Origin of the sequence: Bacillus sp. FSL H8-0534 (assembly GCF_038005885.1) — a bacterium.
GTDB lineage: Bacteria > Bacillota > Bacilli > Bacillales > Bacillaceae_G > Bacillus_A > Bacillus_A pseudomycoides.
On record NZ_JBBOUC010000001.1, the window covers coordinates 2,783,856 to 2,804,512 of the forward strand.

At 37.7% G+C, this 20,657-nt stretch carries 17 protein-coding genes and 1 pseudogene; 5 read left to right on the plus strand and 13 right to left on the minus strand.

What is annotated here, in order from left to right:
- Positions 1 to 9 precede the first annotated feature (9 nt).
- Genes ligA through MHH71_RS14220 form a run of 3 tightly spaced genes read right to left on the minus strand, consistent with a single transcriptional unit; the run spans position 10 to position 4,967 of the window.
- On the minus strand, positions 10 to 2,019 hold the full coding sequence (ligA, locus tag MHH71_RS14210) for an NAD-dependent DNA ligase LigA (protein WP_006093215.1): 2,010 nt from the start codon (positions 2,017 to 2,019) through the stop codon (positions 10 to 12).
- A gap of 14 nt (positions 2,020 to 2,033) precedes the next feature.
- Positions 2,034 to 4,265 (minus strand): DNA helicase PcrA, encoded by a 2,232-nt coding sequence (pcrA, locus tag MHH71_RS14215; protein WP_240516957.1) that lies wholly within the window; start codon positions 4,263 to 4,265, stop codon positions 2,034 to 2,036.
- Positions 4,266 to 4,277: 12 nt separating this feature from the next.
- The gene (locus tag MHH71_RS14220; protein WP_003194625.1) at positions 4,278 to 4,967 is read right to left on the minus strand and encodes a heptaprenylglyceryl phosphate synthase; all 690 of its coding nucleotides are present in this window, start codon (positions 4,965 to 4,967) and stop codon (positions 4,278 to 4,280) included.
- Positions 4,968 to 5,165: 198 nt separating this feature from the next.
- Between MHH71_RS14220 and MHH71_RS14225 the strand changes: the two genes are divergently transcribed.
- Complete coding sequence (locus MHH71_RS14225; RefSeq protein ID WP_018766479.1) at positions 5,166 to 5,546, plus strand: YgaP family membrane protein; 381 nt, start codon at positions 5,166 to 5,168, stop codon at positions 5,544 to 5,546.
- 202 nt (positions 5,547 to 5,748) lie between these two features.
- Here MHH71_RS14225 and MHH71_RS14230 read toward each other — a convergent pair whose 3' ends face one another.
- Positions 5,749 to 5,907: a DUF6241 domain-containing protein gene (locus tag MHH71_RS14230; RefSeq protein WP_231398951.1), complete on the minus strand. Its 159-nt coding sequence runs from the start codon at positions 5,905 to 5,907 to the stop codon at positions 5,749 to 5,751.
- Positions 5,891 to 5,989: a DUF6241 domain-containing protein gene (locus tag MHH71_RS30600; RefSeq protein WP_367899845.1), complete on the minus strand. Its 99-nt coding sequence runs from the start codon at positions 5,987 to 5,989 to the stop codon at positions 5,891 to 5,893. The genes MHH71_RS14230 and MHH71_RS30600 overlap by 17 nt, the downstream gene beginning before the upstream one ends.
- Before the next feature lie 356 nt (positions 5,990 to 6,345).
- Here MHH71_RS30600 and MHH71_RS14235 point away from each other — a divergent pair, with 356 nt between their 5' ends.
- The 3 genes from MHH71_RS14235 (at position 6,346) to MHH71_RS14245 (ending at position 8,333) form a co-directional block, all read left to right on the plus strand.
- Positions 6,346 to 7,191, plus strand: a complete 846-nt coding sequence (locus tag MHH71_RS14235) for an SPFH domain-containing protein (protein WP_006093212.1) — start codon at positions 6,346 to 6,348, stop codon at positions 7,189 to 7,191.
- A 15-nt stretch (positions 7,192 to 7,206) separates the two neighbouring features.
- Entirely contained in the window at positions 7,207 to 7,371 is a 165-nt protein-coding gene (locus MHH71_RS14240) for a toxin-antitoxin system HicB family antitoxin (RefSeq protein ID WP_003194620.1), read from the plus strand.
- Between the two features lie 569 nt (positions 7,372 to 7,940).
- Positions 7,941 to 8,333, plus strand: a complete 393-nt coding sequence (locus MHH71_RS14245; protein WP_078211696.1) for a hypothetical protein — start codon at positions 7,941 to 7,943, stop codon at positions 8,331 to 8,333.
- Between the two features lie 459 nt (positions 8,334 to 8,792).
- Here the strand turns inward: MHH71_RS14245 and MHH71_RS14250 are convergent.
- From MHH71_RS14250 to MHH71_RS14265, 4 genes and pseudogenes are all read right to left on the minus strand, one after another.
- A pseudogene (locus MHH71_RS14250) lies at positions 8,793 to 10,277 on the minus strand (amino acid permease).
- A 198-nt stretch (positions 10,278 to 10,475) separates the two neighbouring features.
- Positions 10,476 to 12,047: an aminomethyl-transferring glycine dehydrogenase subunit GcvPB gene (gene gcvPB, locus MHH71_RS14255; RefSeq protein WP_087944634.1), complete on the minus strand. Its 1,572-nt coding sequence runs from the start codon at positions 12,045 to 12,047 to the stop codon at positions 10,476 to 10,478.
- 29 nt (positions 12,048 to 12,076) lie between these two features.
- A complete protein-coding gene (gcvPA, locus tag MHH71_RS14260; RefSeq protein WP_006093193.1) occupies positions 12,077 to 13,465 on the minus strand; it encodes an aminomethyl-transferring glycine dehydrogenase subunit GcvPA in 1,389 nt (462 codons plus the stop codon).
- 30 nt (positions 13,466 to 13,495) lie between these two features.
- The gene (locus MHH71_RS14265; protein ID WP_006093195.1) at positions 13,496 to 14,272 is read right to left on the minus strand and encodes an SDR family NAD(P)-dependent oxidoreductase; all 777 of its coding nucleotides are present in this window, start codon (positions 14,270 to 14,272) and stop codon (positions 13,496 to 13,498) included.
- Between the two features lie 188 nt (positions 14,273 to 14,460).
- On the opposite strand from MHH71_RS14265, the gene MHH71_RS14270 reads away from it, so the two are divergent.
- The gene (locus MHH71_RS14270) at positions 14,461 to 15,867 is read left to right on the plus strand and encodes a sigma-54 interaction domain-containing protein (RefSeq protein ID WP_006093197.1); all 1,407 of its coding nucleotides are present in this window, start codon (positions 14,461 to 14,463) and stop codon (positions 15,865 to 15,867) included.
- Between the two features lie 121 nt (positions 15,868 to 15,988).
- On the opposite strand, the gene purD is transcribed toward MHH71_RS14270, so the two are convergent.
- The 4 genes from purD to purM form a co-directional block, all read right to left on the minus strand.
- A complete protein-coding gene (purD, locus tag MHH71_RS14275; RefSeq protein ID WP_003194602.1) occupies positions 15,989 to 17,254 on the minus strand; it encodes a phosphoribosylamine--glycine ligase in 1,266 nt (421 codons plus the stop codon).
- Between the two features lie 116 nt (positions 17,255 to 17,370).
- Positions 17,371 to 18,906 carry a bifunctional phosphoribosylaminoimidazolecarboxamide formyltransferase/IMP cyclohydrolase gene (gene purH, locus MHH71_RS14280; protein WP_003194601.1) on the minus strand — a complete coding sequence of 512 codons (1,536 nt, stop codon included), beginning with the start codon at positions 18,904 to 18,906 and terminating at the stop codon, positions 17,371 to 17,373.
- 24 nt (positions 18,907 to 18,930) lie between these two features.
- On the minus strand, positions 18,931 to 19,518 hold the full coding sequence (purN, locus tag MHH71_RS14285; protein WP_033798565.1) for a phosphoribosylglycinamide formyltransferase: 588 nt from the start codon (positions 19,516 to 19,518) through the stop codon (positions 18,931 to 18,933).
- Positions 19,515 to 20,555, minus strand: coding sequence for a phosphoribosylformylglycinamidine cyclo-ligase (gene purM, locus MHH71_RS14290; protein WP_003205715.1), 1,041 nt, complete (start codon positions 20,553 to 20,555; stop codon positions 19,515 to 19,517). Before purM ends, purN begins: the two co-directional genes overlap by 4 nt.
- Positions 20,556 to 20,657 lie beyond the last annotated feature (102 nt).

A 20,657-nucleotide genomic window follows, 5' to 3' on the forward strand; every position in this document is an offset into this window, starting at 1 on the left:
TTGCACCTCTTACTTATTCAGCTCTTGTAAGAACCTCTCTTCATTCCAAACCTCAATATTATGTTTCTCTGCTTGTGCTAATTTTGACCCTGCCGCTTCACCAGCAACGACTAAATCAGTACTTTTACTTACACTACCTGTTACTTTTCCACCTAGCTCTTCAATCTTTTTCTTCGCTTCGCTACGCCCCATAACTTCTAGTTTCCCTGTTAGAACGATTGTTTTTCCAGCGAAGTAAGATGCAATATTTTGTAAATCAGCACGTTTTATGCCTTTGTAGGTCATGTTAACACCGTACTCTTTAAATTGTTGTAATAATTCTAACACGTCTTCATTATCAAAGTACGTTACAATTGATTGGGCCATTTTCTCGCCAATTTCATTAATCTCTTTTAACTCTTCTTCTGTTGCTTTCACAAGATGATCCATCGTTTCAAAATGCTCAGCTAACGTGCGAGCAGCTTTTGCACCGACATGACGAATACCAAGTCCAAATAATAGACGCTCCAACGAATTTTCCTTAGAAGTTTCAATTGCTTGTACTAATTTAGATGCTGATTTCTCACCAAAACGCTCTAATTGTAACAATTGCTCTTGCGTTAATGGATACAAATCTGCGAATGTCCGAATATAATCTGCTTCAAAGAGCTGTGTAATAACACGCTCTCCAAGCCCATCAATATTCATTGCATTTCTTGAAACAAAATGAATCAATCCTTCACGAATTTGCGCTGGACATGCTGGATTAATACAACGCAAAGCTACCTCTTCTTCTAAACGAACCAGTTCACTGTCACAAGCCGGACAATGCGTTGGCATATGATACTCTTCTTCTTCACCAGTACGTTTATCGAAAATAACATTAACTACTTCTGGAATAATGTCTCCAGCCTTTTTCACAATAACGTAGTCACCAATTCGAATATCTTTTTCACGAATTAGATCCTCGTTATGTAGAGATGCACGGCGGACAATTGTTCCTGCCACTCGAACTGGCTCTAGTTCTGCCGTCGGTGTCACAACCCCTGTGCGTCCCACGCTCAGTTCAATACCTGTTAATCTCGTTACAACTTCTTCTGCCGGAAACTTATAAGCAATTGCCCAGCGTGGACTCTTTGCTGTTGTTCCTAAACTATCTTGCAAGGCCACATCATCTACTTTAATTACGATTCCATCAATCTCATAATTAAGATTCGGGCGCTTTTCCTGCCATTCTTCTACATAAGCGATTACATCTTCAATTGTTTCACATGTGCGGCGATTTGGATTCGTTTTAAACCCAAGCTCGCCTAAGAAGTTTAATGATTCGCTATGTGATGCAATCGTCTTTTCTTTCACATCAGCAAGGCCGTACACAAACATTGACAAATTACGCTTCGCAGCAATTTTTGGATCAAGCTGGCGAAGTGATCCTGCTGCTGCATTACGTGGATTTGCAAAAACTGCCTCGCCATTTTGTTCTTTCTCTTCGTTTAATTTTACAAATGAACGCTTTGGCATATATGCTTCACCGCGCGCTTCTAATGTTACTTCTTCTTTCAAACGAAGAGGGATCGCTTTAATTGTTTTTAAATTTTGCGTAATATCTTCACCAGTTACGCCATCGCCACGTGTTGCGCCTTGAACGAAGCGTCCTTTTTCATAATGAAGGGAAACAGCAAGACCGTCAATTTTTAGTTCACATATATATCTTACATTTGAATCATCAATTCCTTGACGTACTCTGCGATCAAAATCACGTAAATCTCCTTCATTAAAGGCATTTCCTAAACTTAACATCGGCGATTTGTGCGTTACTTTTTCAAATATATCAAGCACTGCTCCCCCAACTCGAACGGTGGGAGAATCTTCTATTAAAAATTCTGGGTTCTCTGCTTCTAATTTTATAAGCTCCTGCATATCACGGTCGTATTCCGCATCAGAAACAGAAGGATTGTCTAATACGTGATATTGATAGTTGAATGCATTTAACATATCACGAAGTTCTTCTATACGCTGCTTTGCCTCTTCTTTTGACATATCCTTACTCCTTTCTATTGTTTCGTTACAGGTGCAAATTTTGCTAATAAGCGTTTAATGCCAATTGGACTTGGAAATGCAATATCTAATTCTTTTGCATCTCCTTCACCTTTCACACTTACAACTGTACCAACACCCCATTTTTGATGGGACGCTTTATCACCTACAGCCCAGCCAATTTGCTCTCCTCCTGTCGTTTTCACAGTTGGACGCACAAATGCAGAGCGGGAACGTGTTGTCGTTGTTGCCCCAGCCGATCTTCCTTTTGCACTAAATGTCTCACGCTTTGGCGCTGTTTCATTTAATGGTTCTAGCAACTCCGTAGGAATTTCTGAAATAAATCGAGATGCTGCATTCATATTTGTTCTACCGAATAACGTACGCATTTGGGCATTTGATAAATATAACTCTTCTTCCGCACGAGTAATACCTACATAAGCAAGACGGCGTTCCTCTTGCATTTCATCTTCTTCCATAAGAGAGCGAGTATGCGGGAACACTCCTTCTTCTAGTCCAATAATAAAGACAACTGGGAATTCAAGTCCCTTTGCCGAGTGCATCGTCATTAAAATAACTTCTTCACCCGCAGCTGGATCCTCATCCACGCGATCAATATCTGCTACAAGTGCCAAATCTGTTAAGAAAGCAACAAGACTCTTATCTTCACTTTGCGATTCAAATGTCTGTGTAACAGATAAAAACTCATCTAAGTTTTCAAGTCGTCCTTCTGCTTCTAAAGAACGTTCATTCTTTAGCATATCGCGGTAACCCGTTTTCTCAATCACTTCTTCTACTAGTTCTGTAACAGATAAGTATTCTTGCATGTTTACCCAGTTGTGTAATTGACTTGCAAATTCTTTTACTGCTTTTGTGATTTTTGCACTTACTCCGACATGTTCAATTTCATCCATTACAGCCGTTAATGAAATCCCATTTTGCACGCCGTAGTTAATAATTTTATCGATAGACGTGGCACCGATTCCTCGCTTCGGCATGTTAATAATACGTGCGAAGCTAATCTCATCATCTGGATTTGCAATTAAACGTAAGTATGCCAAAATATCTTTAATCTCTTTACGATCATAGAACTTAATGCCGCCGACAATTTTATATGGAATATTAGACTTTAAGAAAATCTCCTCGACCATACGAGACTGGGCGTTCGTACGATACAGAACCGCAAAATCTGTATATTTTCGATTTCCCATTTGAATTTCATCGCGAATTTTTTTTGCAACAAAATATGCTTCATCCTTTTCCGTTGCAGCACGGTAATACGAAATCTTACTTCCAATTTGATTGTCTGTCCATAATTTTTTCGGTTTACGATTTGAATTATTTTCAATTACAGCATTAGCCGCATTTAAAATATTTTGTGATGAACGGTAGTTTTGCTCTAACAAGATAACCTGTGCATTTTCGTAGTCTTTTTCAAATGACAAAATGTTAGAAATGTCCGCCCCACGCCAACGATAAATGGACTGGTCAGAATCACCAACAACACAAAGGTTTTTAAAGCGAGCAGCTAATTTATTTACAAGAATGTATTGGGCTCTATTCGTATCTTGGTACTCATCCACATGAATATATTGGAACTTACGCTGATAGAATTCCAATACTTCTGGAACACGTTCAAATAAATGGATCGTCGTCATAATTAAATCATCAAAATCTAATGAGTTATTTTTCAAAAGACGTTTTTGATATTCTGTATATACATCGCTTGTTAATTTTTCAAATGGATCCGCAATTGAAATTTGCTTTGCATATTTATCAGCAGATAACAATTCATTCTTTGCATTACTAATACCAGATAAAATAGAACGTGGATCGAATTTTTTCGGATCAATATTACGCTCTTTCATAATCTTTTTTACAACCGTAAGTTGATCACTTGCATCTAAAATCGTAAAGTTACGATTAATTCCGATACGATCAATGTCACGTCGTAAAATACGTACGCACATTGAGTGGAACGTAGAAATCCAAATATCTTCCGCTTCCGGGCCAACAAGCTTATCGATACGTTCACGCATTTCACGAGCCGCTTTATTTGTAAAAGTAATTGCTAATACATTCCAAGGTGCTACACCTTTTTCACCAAGTAAGTATGCGATGCGATGTGTTAGCACACGCGTCTTACCACTACCAGCACCTGCCATTAATAGAAGTGGTCCGTTTGTTGTTTGCACTGCCTTTTGTTGCTGAGGATTTAAACCATTTAATAATTTATCAGTTATACTCATATGTGCCTGCACCTACTCTCCTTTTACAGCTTTTACTGTTTGTAAAGCTGCCTTTATATCATCATAAATTACATTTCCTACAACGACTGTATCAGCGTACTGTGCCATTTCTTTTGCTTCTTTCGCACTTGAAATTCCACCGCCGTAATACAACTTTGCTTGTTGTAATTCTGCTTTTACATTTTTAACGAGTTCAATATCTCCGTAAGTACCACTATATTCTAAGTAAAAAATCGGCAACTTCAGAAGCTTGTCTGCCATACGTGCATATGCAATCACATCATCTTCTGTTAAATCACATTTCGCCTCTGTAAGCTGAGCTACTTTTGCTTCTGGATTTAAAACACAATATCCTTCCATGAAAATTTCATCCCAGTTCATAATATCCCCGAATTCTTTCAATGCCTCATGATGAATTCCCGTTATCCATTCCACTTTTGAGCTGTTTAAAACACTTGGAATGTAATAAAAATCAAACCCTGGTGTAAGAGCTTCAAGATCAGAAACCTCTAACACACAAGGAACTGCATATCTACGAATGCTTACTAGCATGTGTAATACATTATCAATTGTTACCCCGTCACTTCCGCCTACAATCACTGCGTCTGTTCCAGATTCACAAATCATTTCTAAATGTTCATCGCTTAATTCCTTATTCGGATCAAGCTTAAATACATGTTTCCACTGTGAAATATCGTACATGAAAACACCCTTTCTTTTGTCTAGTCCTCTTTATGCATTCTTACATTATAACAAAAAAAGACACCTATACACACGTCCAATCCAACATCTTTTTCACCGTCAAATGTTGGATTACATATCGCGAAACTTACGTGGGATAATAACAACTGAAATAGTGTTTGCTATTTCTAAGCTGATGAAGAAGGAGTGTTTTCTTTGATGAAGCAAAACATCGGCATAATGAATGCTCTAATCCGAATTACACTCGGTTTAGTTGTACTAAGTTGCAGCACAGCTAAACTCACACGTAAACCATGGTGCACTTGGTCAAAGGTTTTGCTGTGGCTTGGTGCAATGAAAATTGCAGAAGGAATCTTGCGTTTCTGTCCTATTACTGAAGCATGTAAATTTGGAAAATATATAAACATGGGTGCCTTAAAAATACCTAGCATGGATTTTAATAAAAAAGGACATGCTAAACAAGAAGAAGTAAGTCACACTTCCAGTCCTGACAAACCAGGATCAAAAGGAAGTTATGATGCTTCTGACAAAGAGATTGAGTCAGCGATTGAAGAAGCAATCCTGGCGAAACCGCTTTGAATCATTTGTCACGATGCAAGATGCTCTCAAAGAGACTTGGCTGCTGCAGTGGGCGGCTAAGTCTTCTTTATTTTATCACAAAACAGAACTAATGTTCTTTTTGTTTTATTTCCCCTAAGAGATTCCACTAAAAAAAGAGCGGATTTTTTCGCTCTTTACTTTCCTTGTGTTTGAATGAATTCTTTCTCTTGCTCTGGATTTGTTAATTTGTAGGCTTTACCAGTGTTACCGCCTTGTATTTCCCAAAAAAATTATGCTCCTCAACCGCTTGAGTGAAATCACCTTTCTCCCATCTATCTAAGATTTCAACGTATTGTGGCTTGTATTGCAGAAGATCGCTTTTTTCAACCAGTTCTCGCACCTTTTTTAATGTTCTTCGAATTCATTTCAATAAATCCTCGCCTTTCGGAGGCTAATACTTTTTGATGAGTCATTTTGTGCATTGAATCAATTACAACACCCTCAGAATTTAATAAAGTGAAACTTTAATCAGTGGAGGTTTTCTTCATCCCCCACTGATTATTAGCCCGTACCAATCGAGCTTTTACGGGCAGCCCGACCCCCATCTAATCTCTTTGCTTTTACTGGATTCTGAGGTGGAGGTCTTACTGCCCGTTAATGCGGGATAAATAACTGTAGCTATATATTAATTTGAGATGTATCGCGCCGCACACCTAAAAAACTAATTTCCCACTCTTCTAAGAAAGATTTTTATTATTTTCAGAAAATAAGATTTTCCTCCCTTGCATTCGATGATATAAAAGTGATATCATTTTTATATCAGAAGGAGGCGATTAGTATGAGAGAAAAACAAGTGTTTTATGTAAATGGTTTTCTAGGTATTATTGGTCTTTTAGCTTTAGCCGGTATCGGTGTATTTTGCCTCGTACAAGAAATATTTGTAGTAGCTGTACTTTGTCTAATTTTAGCTGCTATTCTTGCCACCGGTATTGGGATTGTCCAACCAAATCAAGCAAAAGTAATTACGTTTTTTGGGAACTATTTAGGAACAATCCGTCAAAATGGATTATTTTTAACAATTCCATTCGCACTTCGTCAAACTGTTTCTCTTCGCGTTGAAAACTTTAATAGTAAAAAACTAAAGGTAAATGATGTAGATGGGAACCCGATTGAAATTGCAGCTGTTGTCGTTTATAAAGTTGTCGATTCAGCAAAAGCGATTTTTGGGGTTGAACATTATGATGAATTCGTAGAAATTCAAAGCGAAACAGCAATTCGCCATGTTGCAACGAAATATCCGTATGATAATTTTCAAGATGACAATTGCATCACACTACGTGGAAATGCCGAAGAAATCTCTGAGGAACTAAGACGTGAATTAGAAGCCCGCTTAGATATTGCTGGTGTAGAGGTACTAGAAACTCGTTTAACACATTTAGCTTATGCAACAGAAATTGCTCATGCAATGCTTCAGCGTCAACAAGCGAAAGCTGTTTTAGCAGCACGAAAAGAGATTGTCGAAGGTGCTGTAAAAATGGCGAAAGATTCCATTCATATGTTAGATGAAGAAGGCGTACTCGATTTAGATGACGAGCGTAAAGCGAACATGGTTAACAACTTATTGGTTGCCATCGTTTCAGATAAAGGTGCACAGCCAGTGATTAACACAGGAAGTCTATATTAAAGGTTGTAGGTAATTATGGCCAAAAAGAAAAGCTTTCCATTACGTATTGATCCTGAATTACACGCAGTCATCGAAAAATGGGCAAATGATGAATTTCGTAGCGTTAACGCTCACATCGAGTATTTACTTCGAGAAATGGCAAAGCAAAAAGGAAAACTAAAAAAAGAGAAAGAGTCTTAAGTTTATATTCAGTGGTTCTCTTTCCTACACAAAAAAAGCAACTAAATTTAGTTGCTTTTTCTAATTATTAAAAATAAAATCACCAATAAACTTTATGATTTCCATATAACACTGATTATGGAATACAGGCTTTATAACAGATACAACAATAATACGAGAAACAGACTTAAAAAAATAAAAACTTTCCACTTATACGATTATTAAAAAACAACCTAAACATTTAGGATTCTTTCCCTTTTTCGAATGTAAAATTCATTATATTTTTTTATATTCCTATCCTAATAAACACTGACCTCATCTCAATTTTACTGATATTCTCAACAACAACAACAGTATACATTCAGGCCATTTCTTTATCTCTTTTCTTTATTATAGCTGACTACAATCTCATAATATTCATCAAGGTCAATAGCATAAGCTTTTAATTCTTTTCATACTAGCCTTCCTTAGTTCACATAACGGGCGGTTTCAGTAGCTAGTTTGCCTAATTTAAAAGGAGAATAAGCTCTTTTATTCTCTTTAAGCATAGCATGTAAAAGAATATGAATTTATAAAAAGTAGGTGAAAACATGACATTAGATTCTCAACGTATTATAGGTTTCCCTGGTATGGGTATGGGTGGTTTCTCTGGTATGGGCATGGGCGGTTTCCCCGGTATGGGCATGGGCGGTTTCCCCGGTATGGGCATGGGCGGTTTCCCCGGTATGGGCATGGGCGGTTTCCCCGGTATGGGCATGGGCGGTTTCCCTGGTATGGGCATGGGCGGTTTCCCCGGTATGGGCATGAGCGGTTTCCCTGGTATGGGCATGGGCGGTTTCCCCGGTATGGGCATGGGCGGTTTCCCTGGTATGGGCATGGGCGGTTTCCCCGGTATGGGCATGGGCGGTTTCCCTGGCATGGGCGGTTTCCCTGGTATGGGTATGCGTGATTTCCCTGAAATGGGTATACCAGTATACTATTGATTTCTAATACTTTATAGCAAAAACAGATGACAATAGGTAAAACCCTCGCTTCAACCCATTAGGATCCTCTTACCTATTGCATCTATTAACTTGTACCAGTTTTTTCATAATGTTTATCAACAAATCAAATATAAAAAGACACTGAATAGTAAGCGTCAAATATTCCCCACCTACAATTTATAAATAAACCATGAGATAATCAAGCACTTCCACTTATTGGCGCTACGCTTACTTTAGTTATTTCTATTTTTCTATTGTTGATTGGCGAATTAAAATGCAAACAGATTGTAACTCCTTGAAACATTCAACATACAATATAATTTTTCCTATCTTTCTATCTAACTATATATGATGACAATCCAACCATACAAAAATGCACCCGCTAACTGCGGATGCGTAATATGAATAGAAATGAGATTCATATATTCTATTGTCTTAAAAATCAATTTAGAGGTTGTTTCACAAATCATCTCGGCTAAAGTCACACTCTTTTAACGGGACAACCTTCGTCTTTTTAATAAACTTATAACCTAACTAAAGAATAATAAACACCGGTACACTAATATACGATACAAGCATTCCATACCAGTTAATCGCCCCTCCAGAAACCACTTCACTTCCTTGTCCAATAATAACAATGATACATAATACTAACGTAAACAACGGACCAAAGGGATACCATTTCGCCTTAAATGTTAGTTCATTTAAGCTTCTCCCTTGTGCCACGTATGCTCTACGAAATCTATAATGACAGATTGCGATTCCAATCCATGTTAAAAACCCCGTTAACCCCGTCATATTAAGCAGCCATATATAAACAACGCCATCGCCAATGAATGATGATAAAAAGACAAGTAATCCAAAAATAATATTGGCATACAAAGCATAGGTAGGGACCCCTCTTCTATTTACCTTACGCAAAATTTTAGGCGCTTTTCCTTCTTGTGCAAGAGCCCAAAGCATGCGAGTAGAAGCATACATAGAAGAATTACAAGCTGAAAGCACAGAGGTTAAAATGACAGCATTCATTAATGATGCCGCAAATGCAAGTCCAGCTTTTTGAAAAACTAAAGTAAATGGGCTAATAGAAATATGATCCACATCCGATTTAAGAAGACTCGGGTCTGTATATGGAATAATAATCCCTATTACGGCTATAGCCAACACATAAAAAATTAACACCCTCCAAAAAACACTACGAATTGCCCGAGGAACATTCCGCTCTGGATCCTCACTTTCACCAGAAGCAATACCAACCATTTCTGTACCTTGAAAGGAGAAACCTGCAATCATAAAAACACCAACTATAGCCAAAAATCCTCCTTTGAAAGGAGCCTCACCTATCGTAAGATTATGAAACCCTACTGCCGGGCTAAAGAATATACCAAGTATCATGAAAATACCGATCACTAAAAATAGAATAATTGTAACGACCTTAATACCAGCAAACCAAAACTCCGATTCACCATACCCTCTAACAGACAGTACATTTAATAAAAATATAAGTGCCAAAAAAAGCATCCCCCATAGAACATCCGAGGATTCTGGCAACCAATATTTCATAACCAACGCACCTGCTGCCAACTCAGCCGGAATGGTTGTAGCCCAGCTTAACCAATAATTCCAACCAAGTGTAAATCCAAATGCCGGATCAACAAACCGAGTTCCGTATGTTTCAAATGAACCTGACGTTGGAAGATATGTTGCCATCTCACCAAGACTTGTCATTAAAAAATAAACCATACACCCAATAGCAAGGTACGCAACAAATGCCCCTCCTGGTCCCGCTTGACTAATCGTAGCACCGCTTGCAACAAATAATCCCGTACCAATTGCACCACCAATTGCAATCATAGATATATGTCGTGGCCTTAAGCCACGATTCAACTTCCCATCTATAGTAGATGGTGTTCCAATATTTGATTTTGTCTCTAAATTATCCATCGTCTCACCTCTCTCTTTGCAACGTTCCTAAAAAATAACCGATTCACTCTATGCAAAATCAAGTGATTCGTTTCAAAATATACAATGTCCCCTCTTTTTTATTCTGAACATTCTGACTATTTAACCTATAATAATAGAATTACAATGCTATAGAACGAAAGGCAATCAAAAACAATTCTGATTGCCTTCCCATTTTCTTCAAATCAATTCTAGTAACTGCACCTTCTTCTGATACGCTCTCCATGTAATACACCATTTTTTCGGATTATCGAGAAAATCCTGTTCATCTAATTTGTGAATCGTACTATTTTGCGGAGCGTTTTGAATGACTTTGGGATTTTCATAGGCTTCCTTAGAAATTTGTTCAAGGGCTGCTATATACTCATCTAAGTCAGTCTTAGAATAGCTCTCAGTCGGTTCAAGCGTGAACGGCTGGGGTACGATATATGGATGGTGACTCGTCCAGTAGTGTAAACCGAAATCTGTCATTCTTCTTTGAACATCTTCTGTCGTAATACCCGTTGCATTTTTCATCTCTTCCCAGCTATAGCGAACTTGCTCAAGGCGCTGTCCTTTTACATATGGAGCACTTGCACCACGAATCTTTTGTACTTTGTGATACATATAATTGTTATTTAATACAGCTGTTTTCGCCACTTCTTTTAATCCTTCTGGACCAAGGGCACGAATCCATGCATAAGACCTGAGAATTGTTTGTGCTACCCCATGAAAAGCGCGCACTTTTCCAATGGAATGTTTCAGATCATTGTTTAAATAATATTTTCCTTCATCGCATTCCACAATTGGTCCAGGTAAATATTCTTTTAGCTCTTTGCTCACTCCAAGTGCACCTGTTGCTGGTCCGCCACACATATGCGGAGCTGCAAATGTTTTGTGAAGATTAAAGAAACACATATCAAATCCTGCTTCTTTCGCCCGAGTAACCCCAAGAAGGCCATTTGCATTTGCTTGATCGTAGTAACAAATCCCACCAGCTTCATGAACAACCCTCGTAAACTCTTTAATCTTCGAATTAAAAATCCCTGTATCTTCAGGATTCGCTACAACAAATCCTGCTGTTCTTTCTGAAACAACAGCTTTTAACTTTTCAAGATCAGGAAATCCATCTTTATCGGGATGAAGCGTAATGATTTTAAAGCCTTTAACAGCTGCTGTAGCCGCTTGTGAAGGATGAGAAAAAATGGTTGTAATAATTTCGTTCCGTTTTTCTCCTTCTCCGCGAGATTCATGATATTTTCTTACAATAGAAGCCATAGCAAATAATGCTTGCGTACCACCACTTGGCTGAAATGAAAAATGATCCATACCAGATATTTCTCTCATACAAAGATCCAATTTATATATAATCTCTAGCATTCCTTGGACCGTACTTTCATCTTGAAGAGGATGCAGTTCCATTATTTTAGGATTTCGTACTAATAATTCATTAATTTTTGGGATATATTTCATCGTACAAGTCCCTTGCCCAATTTCAACGTTAAAATCGGATCCTAACGTCTCTTGTGAAAGTCTCACATAATGCCTTAACACACGCGCCTGACCGATTTCTGGAAGCCTCGCTCTTTCTTTTCTATACATAGAATGAGGAATCTTTGAAACTCCATCTCCAACTTCCTGCACAATCGTTTGATCCGCTGTCGGAACTTCTACTCCTCTTTCTCCTCGCTGATGAAGTTCAAAAATAATTGGTTCATTCCATTTTGCTTGATGAAAGTCACGAACTTTACTATCCCTTTTAATTTTCTTCATGAGTTCATTCTCCTTTCTGTTCATTTATTTTAATTCGTCACAATTTCTTGAAGGGCGGCAATTAACTGATCCAAATCTTCCTTCGTATGGACTTCTGTAACGCAATATAAAGCGCATTGACCAAATATAGGAAACTCTTTCGAAATATCCTTTCCTCCAAATACCTGTTTTTCTAGTAATTTCTTATTTATGATTTCGACTGATAAACCCGTCTCATTAAAATCGACAAGAAACTCTTTAAAAAATGGAGAACTTAATCTTGAACCTCTCACCCCAGGGATTTTGTTCAATTGTTTTACTGCATATTGACTATTTTGCATAATAGTTTGACCTAATTCATACATGCCATTCGGTCCAAGTAACGATAAATAAACCCCAGCTGTAATTCCCCATAACGCAGTTTGTGTACCAACTGATTCTTTTCCTTTTTCACGAAGGGCAAAAGATGTCCGATCATAAGCCACATCGCCAAAGCCATACTCCCCTTCTTTTACTGTTGGCACAATTCCAAATAGACGTGAAGGATATTCATTAATAAACTTTTCTTCATCCCTTGTAGCAATAAATCCCGCTTGTCCTCCACTATAGTTCATGTGCATACCAAGTGGCTGCAAATCACCACAAACAATATCCGCTTGATAGTGACTTGGCGGCGCCAACACTCCAAGTGAAATTGGATCAACACCAACTACTACTAGTGCATCATTCTGCTTCGCAATTTCCGCAATTTCCATACCTTGTGATTCAATAAACCCTAAATAGGAAGGATTTTCAAAATAAATGGCTGCCACATTAGAAGAAATCTTATTCTTTAAATCTTCTAAATCTAGAAGACCATTCTCAGCATCATAACTAACAAAAACAAATTCAAGATCTGGGGAGCCATAATTTTGAATAATTTTCATTCTTTCAGGTGATACGGTTTGCGCTACTAATACCTCTGTTCTTTTTGTAATACGAGCAGCCATTCGAATCGCTGTAGCTGCTGCTTGCCCCCAATCAAACGTCGGTACATTTACAACATCCATATCAACAAGTTCAGCTACTAGACTTTGATATTCAAATAACGCTTGGAATCTACCATGATCCTCGTAAGGTTCACCGGCATATGCCGTCAGAAATTCCGATCTTTGATTCACTTCATCGCAAACTGCTGGTACAAAATGCTGCCAGCAACCTGCTCCTAGAAAATTTAGATATTCACTTGTACTCGTGTTCTTACACAATATCCCTTCAATGTGGCGACGCAACTCGTATTCTGTAAGCGCCTTTGGTATGTTCATTTCCTCTTTCAACTTTAGTTCATCCGGTATACAAGCGTATAATTCCATCACTGATTCAGCGCCTATTTCTTTTAACATCTCTTCCTTTACTTCAGGTACCATATTTGGAATGTAAGGATGTACCTTTTTCGTCATCTTAATACCCCCTTATTAAAATTCTTTCAATTATGCTAAACCTCCACCATCAACAACAAGTTCCGTTCCTGTCACCCAAGATGACAAATCGCTAGCTAAAAATAAAACACCTTTTGCGATATCACGAGGCGTACCAATTCTTGATAGAGGTCGATCTGTTGCTGACTCTTTCAAAAATGTTCCCTCTTCCACATTTAATTGCTTCGCCTCGTCACGTAGTAACTGTGTATCTGTATCACCAGGACATATACAATTCACTCGAATATTTTGCGGACCATGATCAATTGCCATCGCCTTCGTTAAGTTCACAACACCGGCCTTTGCAGCACAATAAGCAGCTGCTTTATCGCCTCCTTTTAGCCCCCATCCGGAACCTGTATTGATAATACTCCCACCTTGCTTTTCAGCCATAATTGGAATGATATATTTAGATAATAGGTATACACCTTTTAATGAAACATTAATAACTGAATCCCACTCCCTTTCCTCTAATTCAACAACTGTTTTTCTTCTAATAATTCCCGCATTGTTAAACAACACATCTACACTTCCATATACCTGCCTAATATGTTCGCTAACATTCTTACAATCTAATTCACTTGTTACATCGCACTTCAAAAACTCTACTCGCTGTCCCTCATCTCGTAAACTCTGTGCAGCTTGCATACCCTTTTCTTCATCAATATCTAAAAGAATAACGGCAGCCCCTACTTCAGCAAAAATTGTTGCAGTCGCATACCCAATTCCTGATGCCGCCCCAGTTACAACCGCCACTTTATCCTTTAATTGAAAATAATCTCTTTCCATAAAAAAGCCCCCTTTATTTACATCTACTTTTTATTAAGCAAAAATCATGCCAATGTTATTGCATAGAAAATCCTTATCATAGCAAGCAATCTTAATACGATTGTTTGACATTTTTGACAAACGTTTGACACTTTTTCATTTTTCAGAATTATCATACAATGGTTGTATAATAGAAAGGAGGTTCTAAATTGTCTACAATCACAGCAATCACAAAAATTATTCATACCTTTTCCGAACTCTTACAAATAGAAATCGCCTATTTCAACCATGAAGGGCTATTAGTTTCTTCAACGGAAGAATATAAAAAGAAAAAAGGAGAACGTGTCTACCTCCCATTTTTCCAAAAACTATACGAGCATCCCATTACCTTTGTACATAAGCCAGGACATATGAATATGTGTCATGGTTGTCACTTTCAAAAGAGCTGTCCATCAACTGCAGAAATTATACAAAACATGATTCAAAATGAACGCCACTACGGTTATCTTTCATTCGTTAGTTTTTCAAAAAATAAACAACAGAAGTTAATCGACCAGCAAAAAGAATTTATCTATTGGATGGAAAAATTAAAAGGGATTATTACTGCTATCATTCATGAAACCAATTATTCCACTCCCACAATGGGCACGAAATTAAAACAAACTGAATATATCCTTGGGAACAGCCATACATTGCAAAACATAAAAGAAATCTTAAAAAATATGAAAAGTAGTACTTCCTCTATTGTTATTACTGGAGAAACAGGGACGGGAAAAAGCTTAATGGCAAAACTTATTCATGAACAGAGCATGTTCCAAAGAGGAGATTTCATTGAAATAAATTGTGCTAGTATTCCTGAATCTTTATTCGAAAGTGAACTCTTTGGCTATGAGGAAGGTGCATTTACGGGAGCAAGGAAAAAAGGAAAACCAGGTTACTTTGAAATGGCCGATCGAGGAACACTATTTTTAGATGAAATTGCCGATCTCCCTCTCCATTTACAACCAAAACTATTGAAAGTACTGCAAGATGGTGTTGTACAAAGAATTGGTGGAACACTTCCTAAAAAAGTGAATATCCGGATTATCGCTGCATCTAATCAATCATTAGAAAAATTGATGGAATCTAAACAATTCCGTTCCGATCTTTACTACAGACTAAATGTTATTCCTATCCATTTACCACCATTAAGAGAAAGAAAAGAAGACTTAAAAAAACTAGTTCCCTTCTTAATTGAAAAATTACAAACAAGAACAGGAAAATTCATTCAAACTTATACAGATGATTTTTTAGAAAAGTTAAAGCAATATCACTGGCCTGGGAACATTCGTGAACTAGAGAACATTTTAGAATACAGTATGAATATGGAAAAGAGTAGCCAATTAACCCAATCATCCTTACCGGGATTCCTACAACATAATATAACTCAACCACAGTCACCTTCAAAAGAATGCAGTACATTAAAAGAGGCCGAAAAAGAGAGTATTATTAAAAAGCTTCATTATTATGGATATGATTATGAAGGAAAAAAACAGGCTGCTGCTGATTTAGGAATTAGTGTTCGAACATTATACAGGAAGATGGAGAAGCTTGGGATTTCAGGATCAACTAGATAATATACTACTTTAATTATTAGGACTTGCTTTCTGCATACAAAATAAAGCAAACCACTTTTTATGTTTTGAACGAAAGTAAATACTAAACAAAAAAAGAAGCTAACATAAAACATGTTAGCTTCTAGCAATCTACCTTTGCAATTGCGCGGTATCCTATATCATTTCGATAAAATAACCCATCACTCTTAATTTTCGCGATTTCTTTATATACTTTATCTTTCGCTTCTTGTAAGTCTTTTGCTTTACAAGCAACAAATAGTACACGACCACCGTTTGTTACGAAATCTCCACGCTTCATAGCTGTACCTGCATGAAAAACAATTGCATCTTCTAATGTATCTAATCCGCGAATAATAGCGCCTTTTTCATATACTTCAGGATATCCTTTTGAAGCAAGTACTACACCAATAACCGCTTCTTCAGACCATTTAAGTACTAATTTTTCTCCATCTAAAACGCTATTACATACATCAACTAAATCATTGTCTAAACGAGGCAGTACAACTTCTGTTTCCGGATCTCCAAAACGAGCATTAAACTCAATTACTTTTGGGCCTTCGTTTGTTAAAATAAGACCTGCATATAAAATGCCTGTAAATGAACGGCCTTCTTTGATCATCGCTTGAGCGGTTGGATGTAAAACCGTTTCAATCGCTACTTCAACCGCTGATTCTGGAATTTGTGGTACTGGAGAATATGCACCCATTCCTCCTGTATTCGGTCCTTTATCACCATCAAAAGCGCGTTTATGATCTTGTGCAATTACCATTGGATAAACAGTTGTTCCATTTACGAATGCCATTAAAGAGAATTCCTGTCCATCTAAAAACTCTTCAATAACAACCTTTTTACTTGCTTCACCAAATTTCACATCTTGCAGCATTTCTTTTACAGCTTGTAATGCCTCTTCTAACGTCATTGCCACTGTTACACCTTTACCAGCTGCTAAACCGTCCGCTTTAATAACAATTGGTGCACCAATTTTTCGAATATACGCTACTGCTTCCTCATAGTTCGTGAACGTTTCATATGCTGCTGTTGGAATATCGTACTTTTTCATCAATTCTTTTGTAAAAGCTTTACTGCCCTCAATCACAGCCGCTGCTTTATTCGGACCAAAAACACGAAGTCCTTCTGCCTCAAAACGATCGACAATCCCATTCATAAGCGGAATTTCGGGACCGACGAATGTTAAACCTATATTGTTCTCTTTCGCAAACAGAACAAGTGCATCAAAATCATTTTCATCAATAGCAACTGGCGTTGCCACGTCTCTCATACCTTCATTTCCTGGTGCTACATATACCTTTTCCACTTGCTCAGACTGTGCAAACTTCCAAGCTAAAGCATGCTCACGTCCACCGCGGCCAATTACTAAAACATTCATATGTCATCCTCCAATATTCAAATAAGTACAAACCAGGAGCAATGCCCCTAGTTTGTTTCTATTCGTTCATGTTCAAAAAGAAGGTTATCTTGGCCGGACTTTTTAAACTTCCCCTATTAATGTTTGAAATGACGTACGCCAGTGAACACCATAGTAATGCCAAACTCATCAGCTTTTTTAATAGAATCTTCATCACGAATCGATCCGCCTGGTTGAATGATTGCTGTAATCCCTGCTTTAGCAGCCTCTTCTACTGTATCTGGCATTGGGAAAAATGCATCAGATGCAAGCGCACTACCTTGTGCTTTATCAGCAGCTTGTGTAATAGCAATTTTCGCTGAGCCAACGCGGTTCATTTGTCCAGCTCCAACTCCAATTGTCATATTATCTTTTGCTAAAACAATTGCATTTGATTTTACGTGTTTGACAACTTTCCAAGCTAGTTTTAAATCGGCCCATTCTTGCTCTGTTGGTTCACGTTTTGTTGGAACTGTAATTGCATCTTCATCTAGCGCTAGCGTATCTTCTTCTTGAACAAGAAGGCCACCTTGTACAGAAGTTAATTTTTTACTTGCATTTACTGCTTTTTCAATATTTACAGTTAAAAGGCGTAAGTTTTTCTTACTTTGCAACACTTCTAATGCTTCCTCTGAGAAGGAAGGTGCAATAATAATTTCTAAGAAAATTTCATGTAATTTTTCTGCTGTAGCTTTATCAATTTCACGGTTCGCTGCAATAATGCCGCCAAAGATTGATACTGGATCTGCTTCGTAAGCACGTGTATATGCTTCATGAATATCAGTACCAACACCAACTCCGCATGGATTCATATGTTTTACTGCTACCACTGCTGGTTCTGTAAATTCTTTCACGATGCTAAGCGCTGCATCTGCGTCATTGATATTGTTGTAAGATAGCTCTTTTCCATGTAACTGCTCTGCATATGCAACAGAAGAAGTTGCTGCAAATGGTGCTTTATAGAATGTTGCTTTTTGATGTGGGTTTTCTCCGTAACGTAAATCTTGGTTTTTCTCGAATGTTACCGTTAATGTTTCTGGACTTTCTTCTCCCATTTGTTCAGTTAAATAGTTTGAAATTAATGCATCATATGCCGCTGTATGGCGGAATACTTTTGCTGCTAATTTACGTTTTGTTTCGTCTGTAACTTCACCGTTTTCTTTTAACTCAGCTAGTACAACATCATAATCTGTTGGATCAACGATTACTGATACAAATTTATGATTTTTCGCAGCTGAACGAATCATTGTTGGACCACCGATATCAATATTTTCAATTGCATCAGCAAATGTCACATCAGGTTTAGCAACTGTTTCTTTAAATGGGTATAAGTTTACAACAACAAAGTCGATTGGCTGAATGCCTAATTCATTCATCTGCGCCACATGCGTTTCATTATCACGTACTGCAAGTAAACCACCATGGATGTTTGGATGTAATGTTTTTACACGTCCGTCCATAATTTCTGGGAAACCTGTTACTTCAGAAATCCCGATGACTTGTAAGCCGTTTTCTTCTAATAATCTTTTCGTTCCGCCTGTTGAAATAACTTCAATCCCTTGTTCAAGTAATCCTTTAACAAATTCTACAACCCCTGTTTTATTCGAAACACTTACTAATGCACGCTTTTTCATTTATCCTTCACCCCTAGTTGAATGTTATTTAACAGTTGGCTCTTCTATAAATTGAACGATTTCGTTCACCGTATCTACGTACAATCTATGTTCAACTTGCTGAATTTTCTTTTGTAAACTCTCTCTCGTATCCGTTTCAGAAACTGTTACTGCTTCTTGTGCGATAATTGGTCCTGTATCCATCCCTGCATCTACATAATGAATTGTCACACCAGTTACTTTCACACCCGCTTCTAATGCTTGACCAACAGCATCTTTCCCTGGAAAACTCGGTAATAATGATGGATGAATGTTAATGATTTTCCCACCATAGGCTTCTAATAATGTTGACCCGATAAGACGCATATATCCTGCCAAAATAACACAATCAATCTCGTATTCTCGCAGTTTTTTTAATATCTCATTTTCAAATGCTTCTTTTGATTCATATTCTTTCGCTGAAAAAGCAAAGCATGGAACATGATGATAATACGCTCGTCCGATAACACGTGCCTCAGGTTGATCACATACTAGCAAACTAATTTCAGCATGTAATCTTTTTTCTTCCACTGCATTAATTAGTGCTTGGAAGTTAGAGCCGCTTCCAGAGGCAAAGACTGCCAATCTACTCATAGTTCTGCGCCTCCATTAAAAGTAACACCTGATCCTTTTACAGTACGTCCAATAATATGTGCTTTTTCTCCTTGTTCTGCAAGAAGTTGAACAACAGCTTTTGCATCTTCTTCTTTTACTGCAACTACCATACCAATACCCATGTTAAAAATATTGAACATTTCTTTTTCTTCTAATTTTCCAACCTCTTGAAGCAAGCTAAAAATCGGTTGAATTTGCCAAGAACCTAGTTCAATTTCTGCACCGATTCCTTCCGGCAACATACGTGGAATATTTTCAATAAAGCCGCCACCTGTAATATGTGCCATGCCATACACTTCATACTTTTTCAATAGTTCTAAAATAGGTTTGACATAAATTTTCGTTGGTTTTAATAGTTCTTCACCAAGAGGTAGTTCTAAGCGACCCTGTATACGATCTAAAGATAGCTGTCCGTCTTCCAATAACACTTTTCGTACTAAAGAATACCCGTTACTATGAATACCACTAGATGCTAAACCAATTAATACATGACCAGCTTCAATAGACTGACCTGTTACAATTTTCTTTTTATCAACAATTCCAACAGTAAAACCAGCTAAGTCATACTCTTCAGTGGAATACATACCTGGCATCTCAGCTGTCTCTCCACCAATTAATGCACAACCCGCTTGGCGACAACCTTCTGATATACCTTTGACGATGTTTTCAATTTTACTAGGTTCTGCTTTACCGCAAGCAATGTAATCAAGGAAGAAAAGCGGTTCTGCCCCTTGGACAACAATATCATTTACACACATCGCTACTGCATCAATACCAATTGTGTCATGTTTATCCATCATAAAAGCGAGCATTAATTTTGTACCCACGCCGTCTGTTCCAGATACTAATACAGGTTCTTCTAATGCAAATTTTGATAGATCAAACATACCTCCAAAACCGCCAAGACCGCCTAGTACTTCTTTTCTCATTGTTGTTTGTACGTGTTTTTTCATGCGAGATACCGCTTCATATCCAGCTTCAATATCTACTCCTGCTTGCTTATATGCATTCGCCATCGTTTTTTACACCTCGTCTTTTAATTTCTCCCACCCAAGCGGGCACTCTCTTTATAGAGTATGTTTTAGGAAAAAGCTAGCTTCTACTTAAAATGAAGTAGA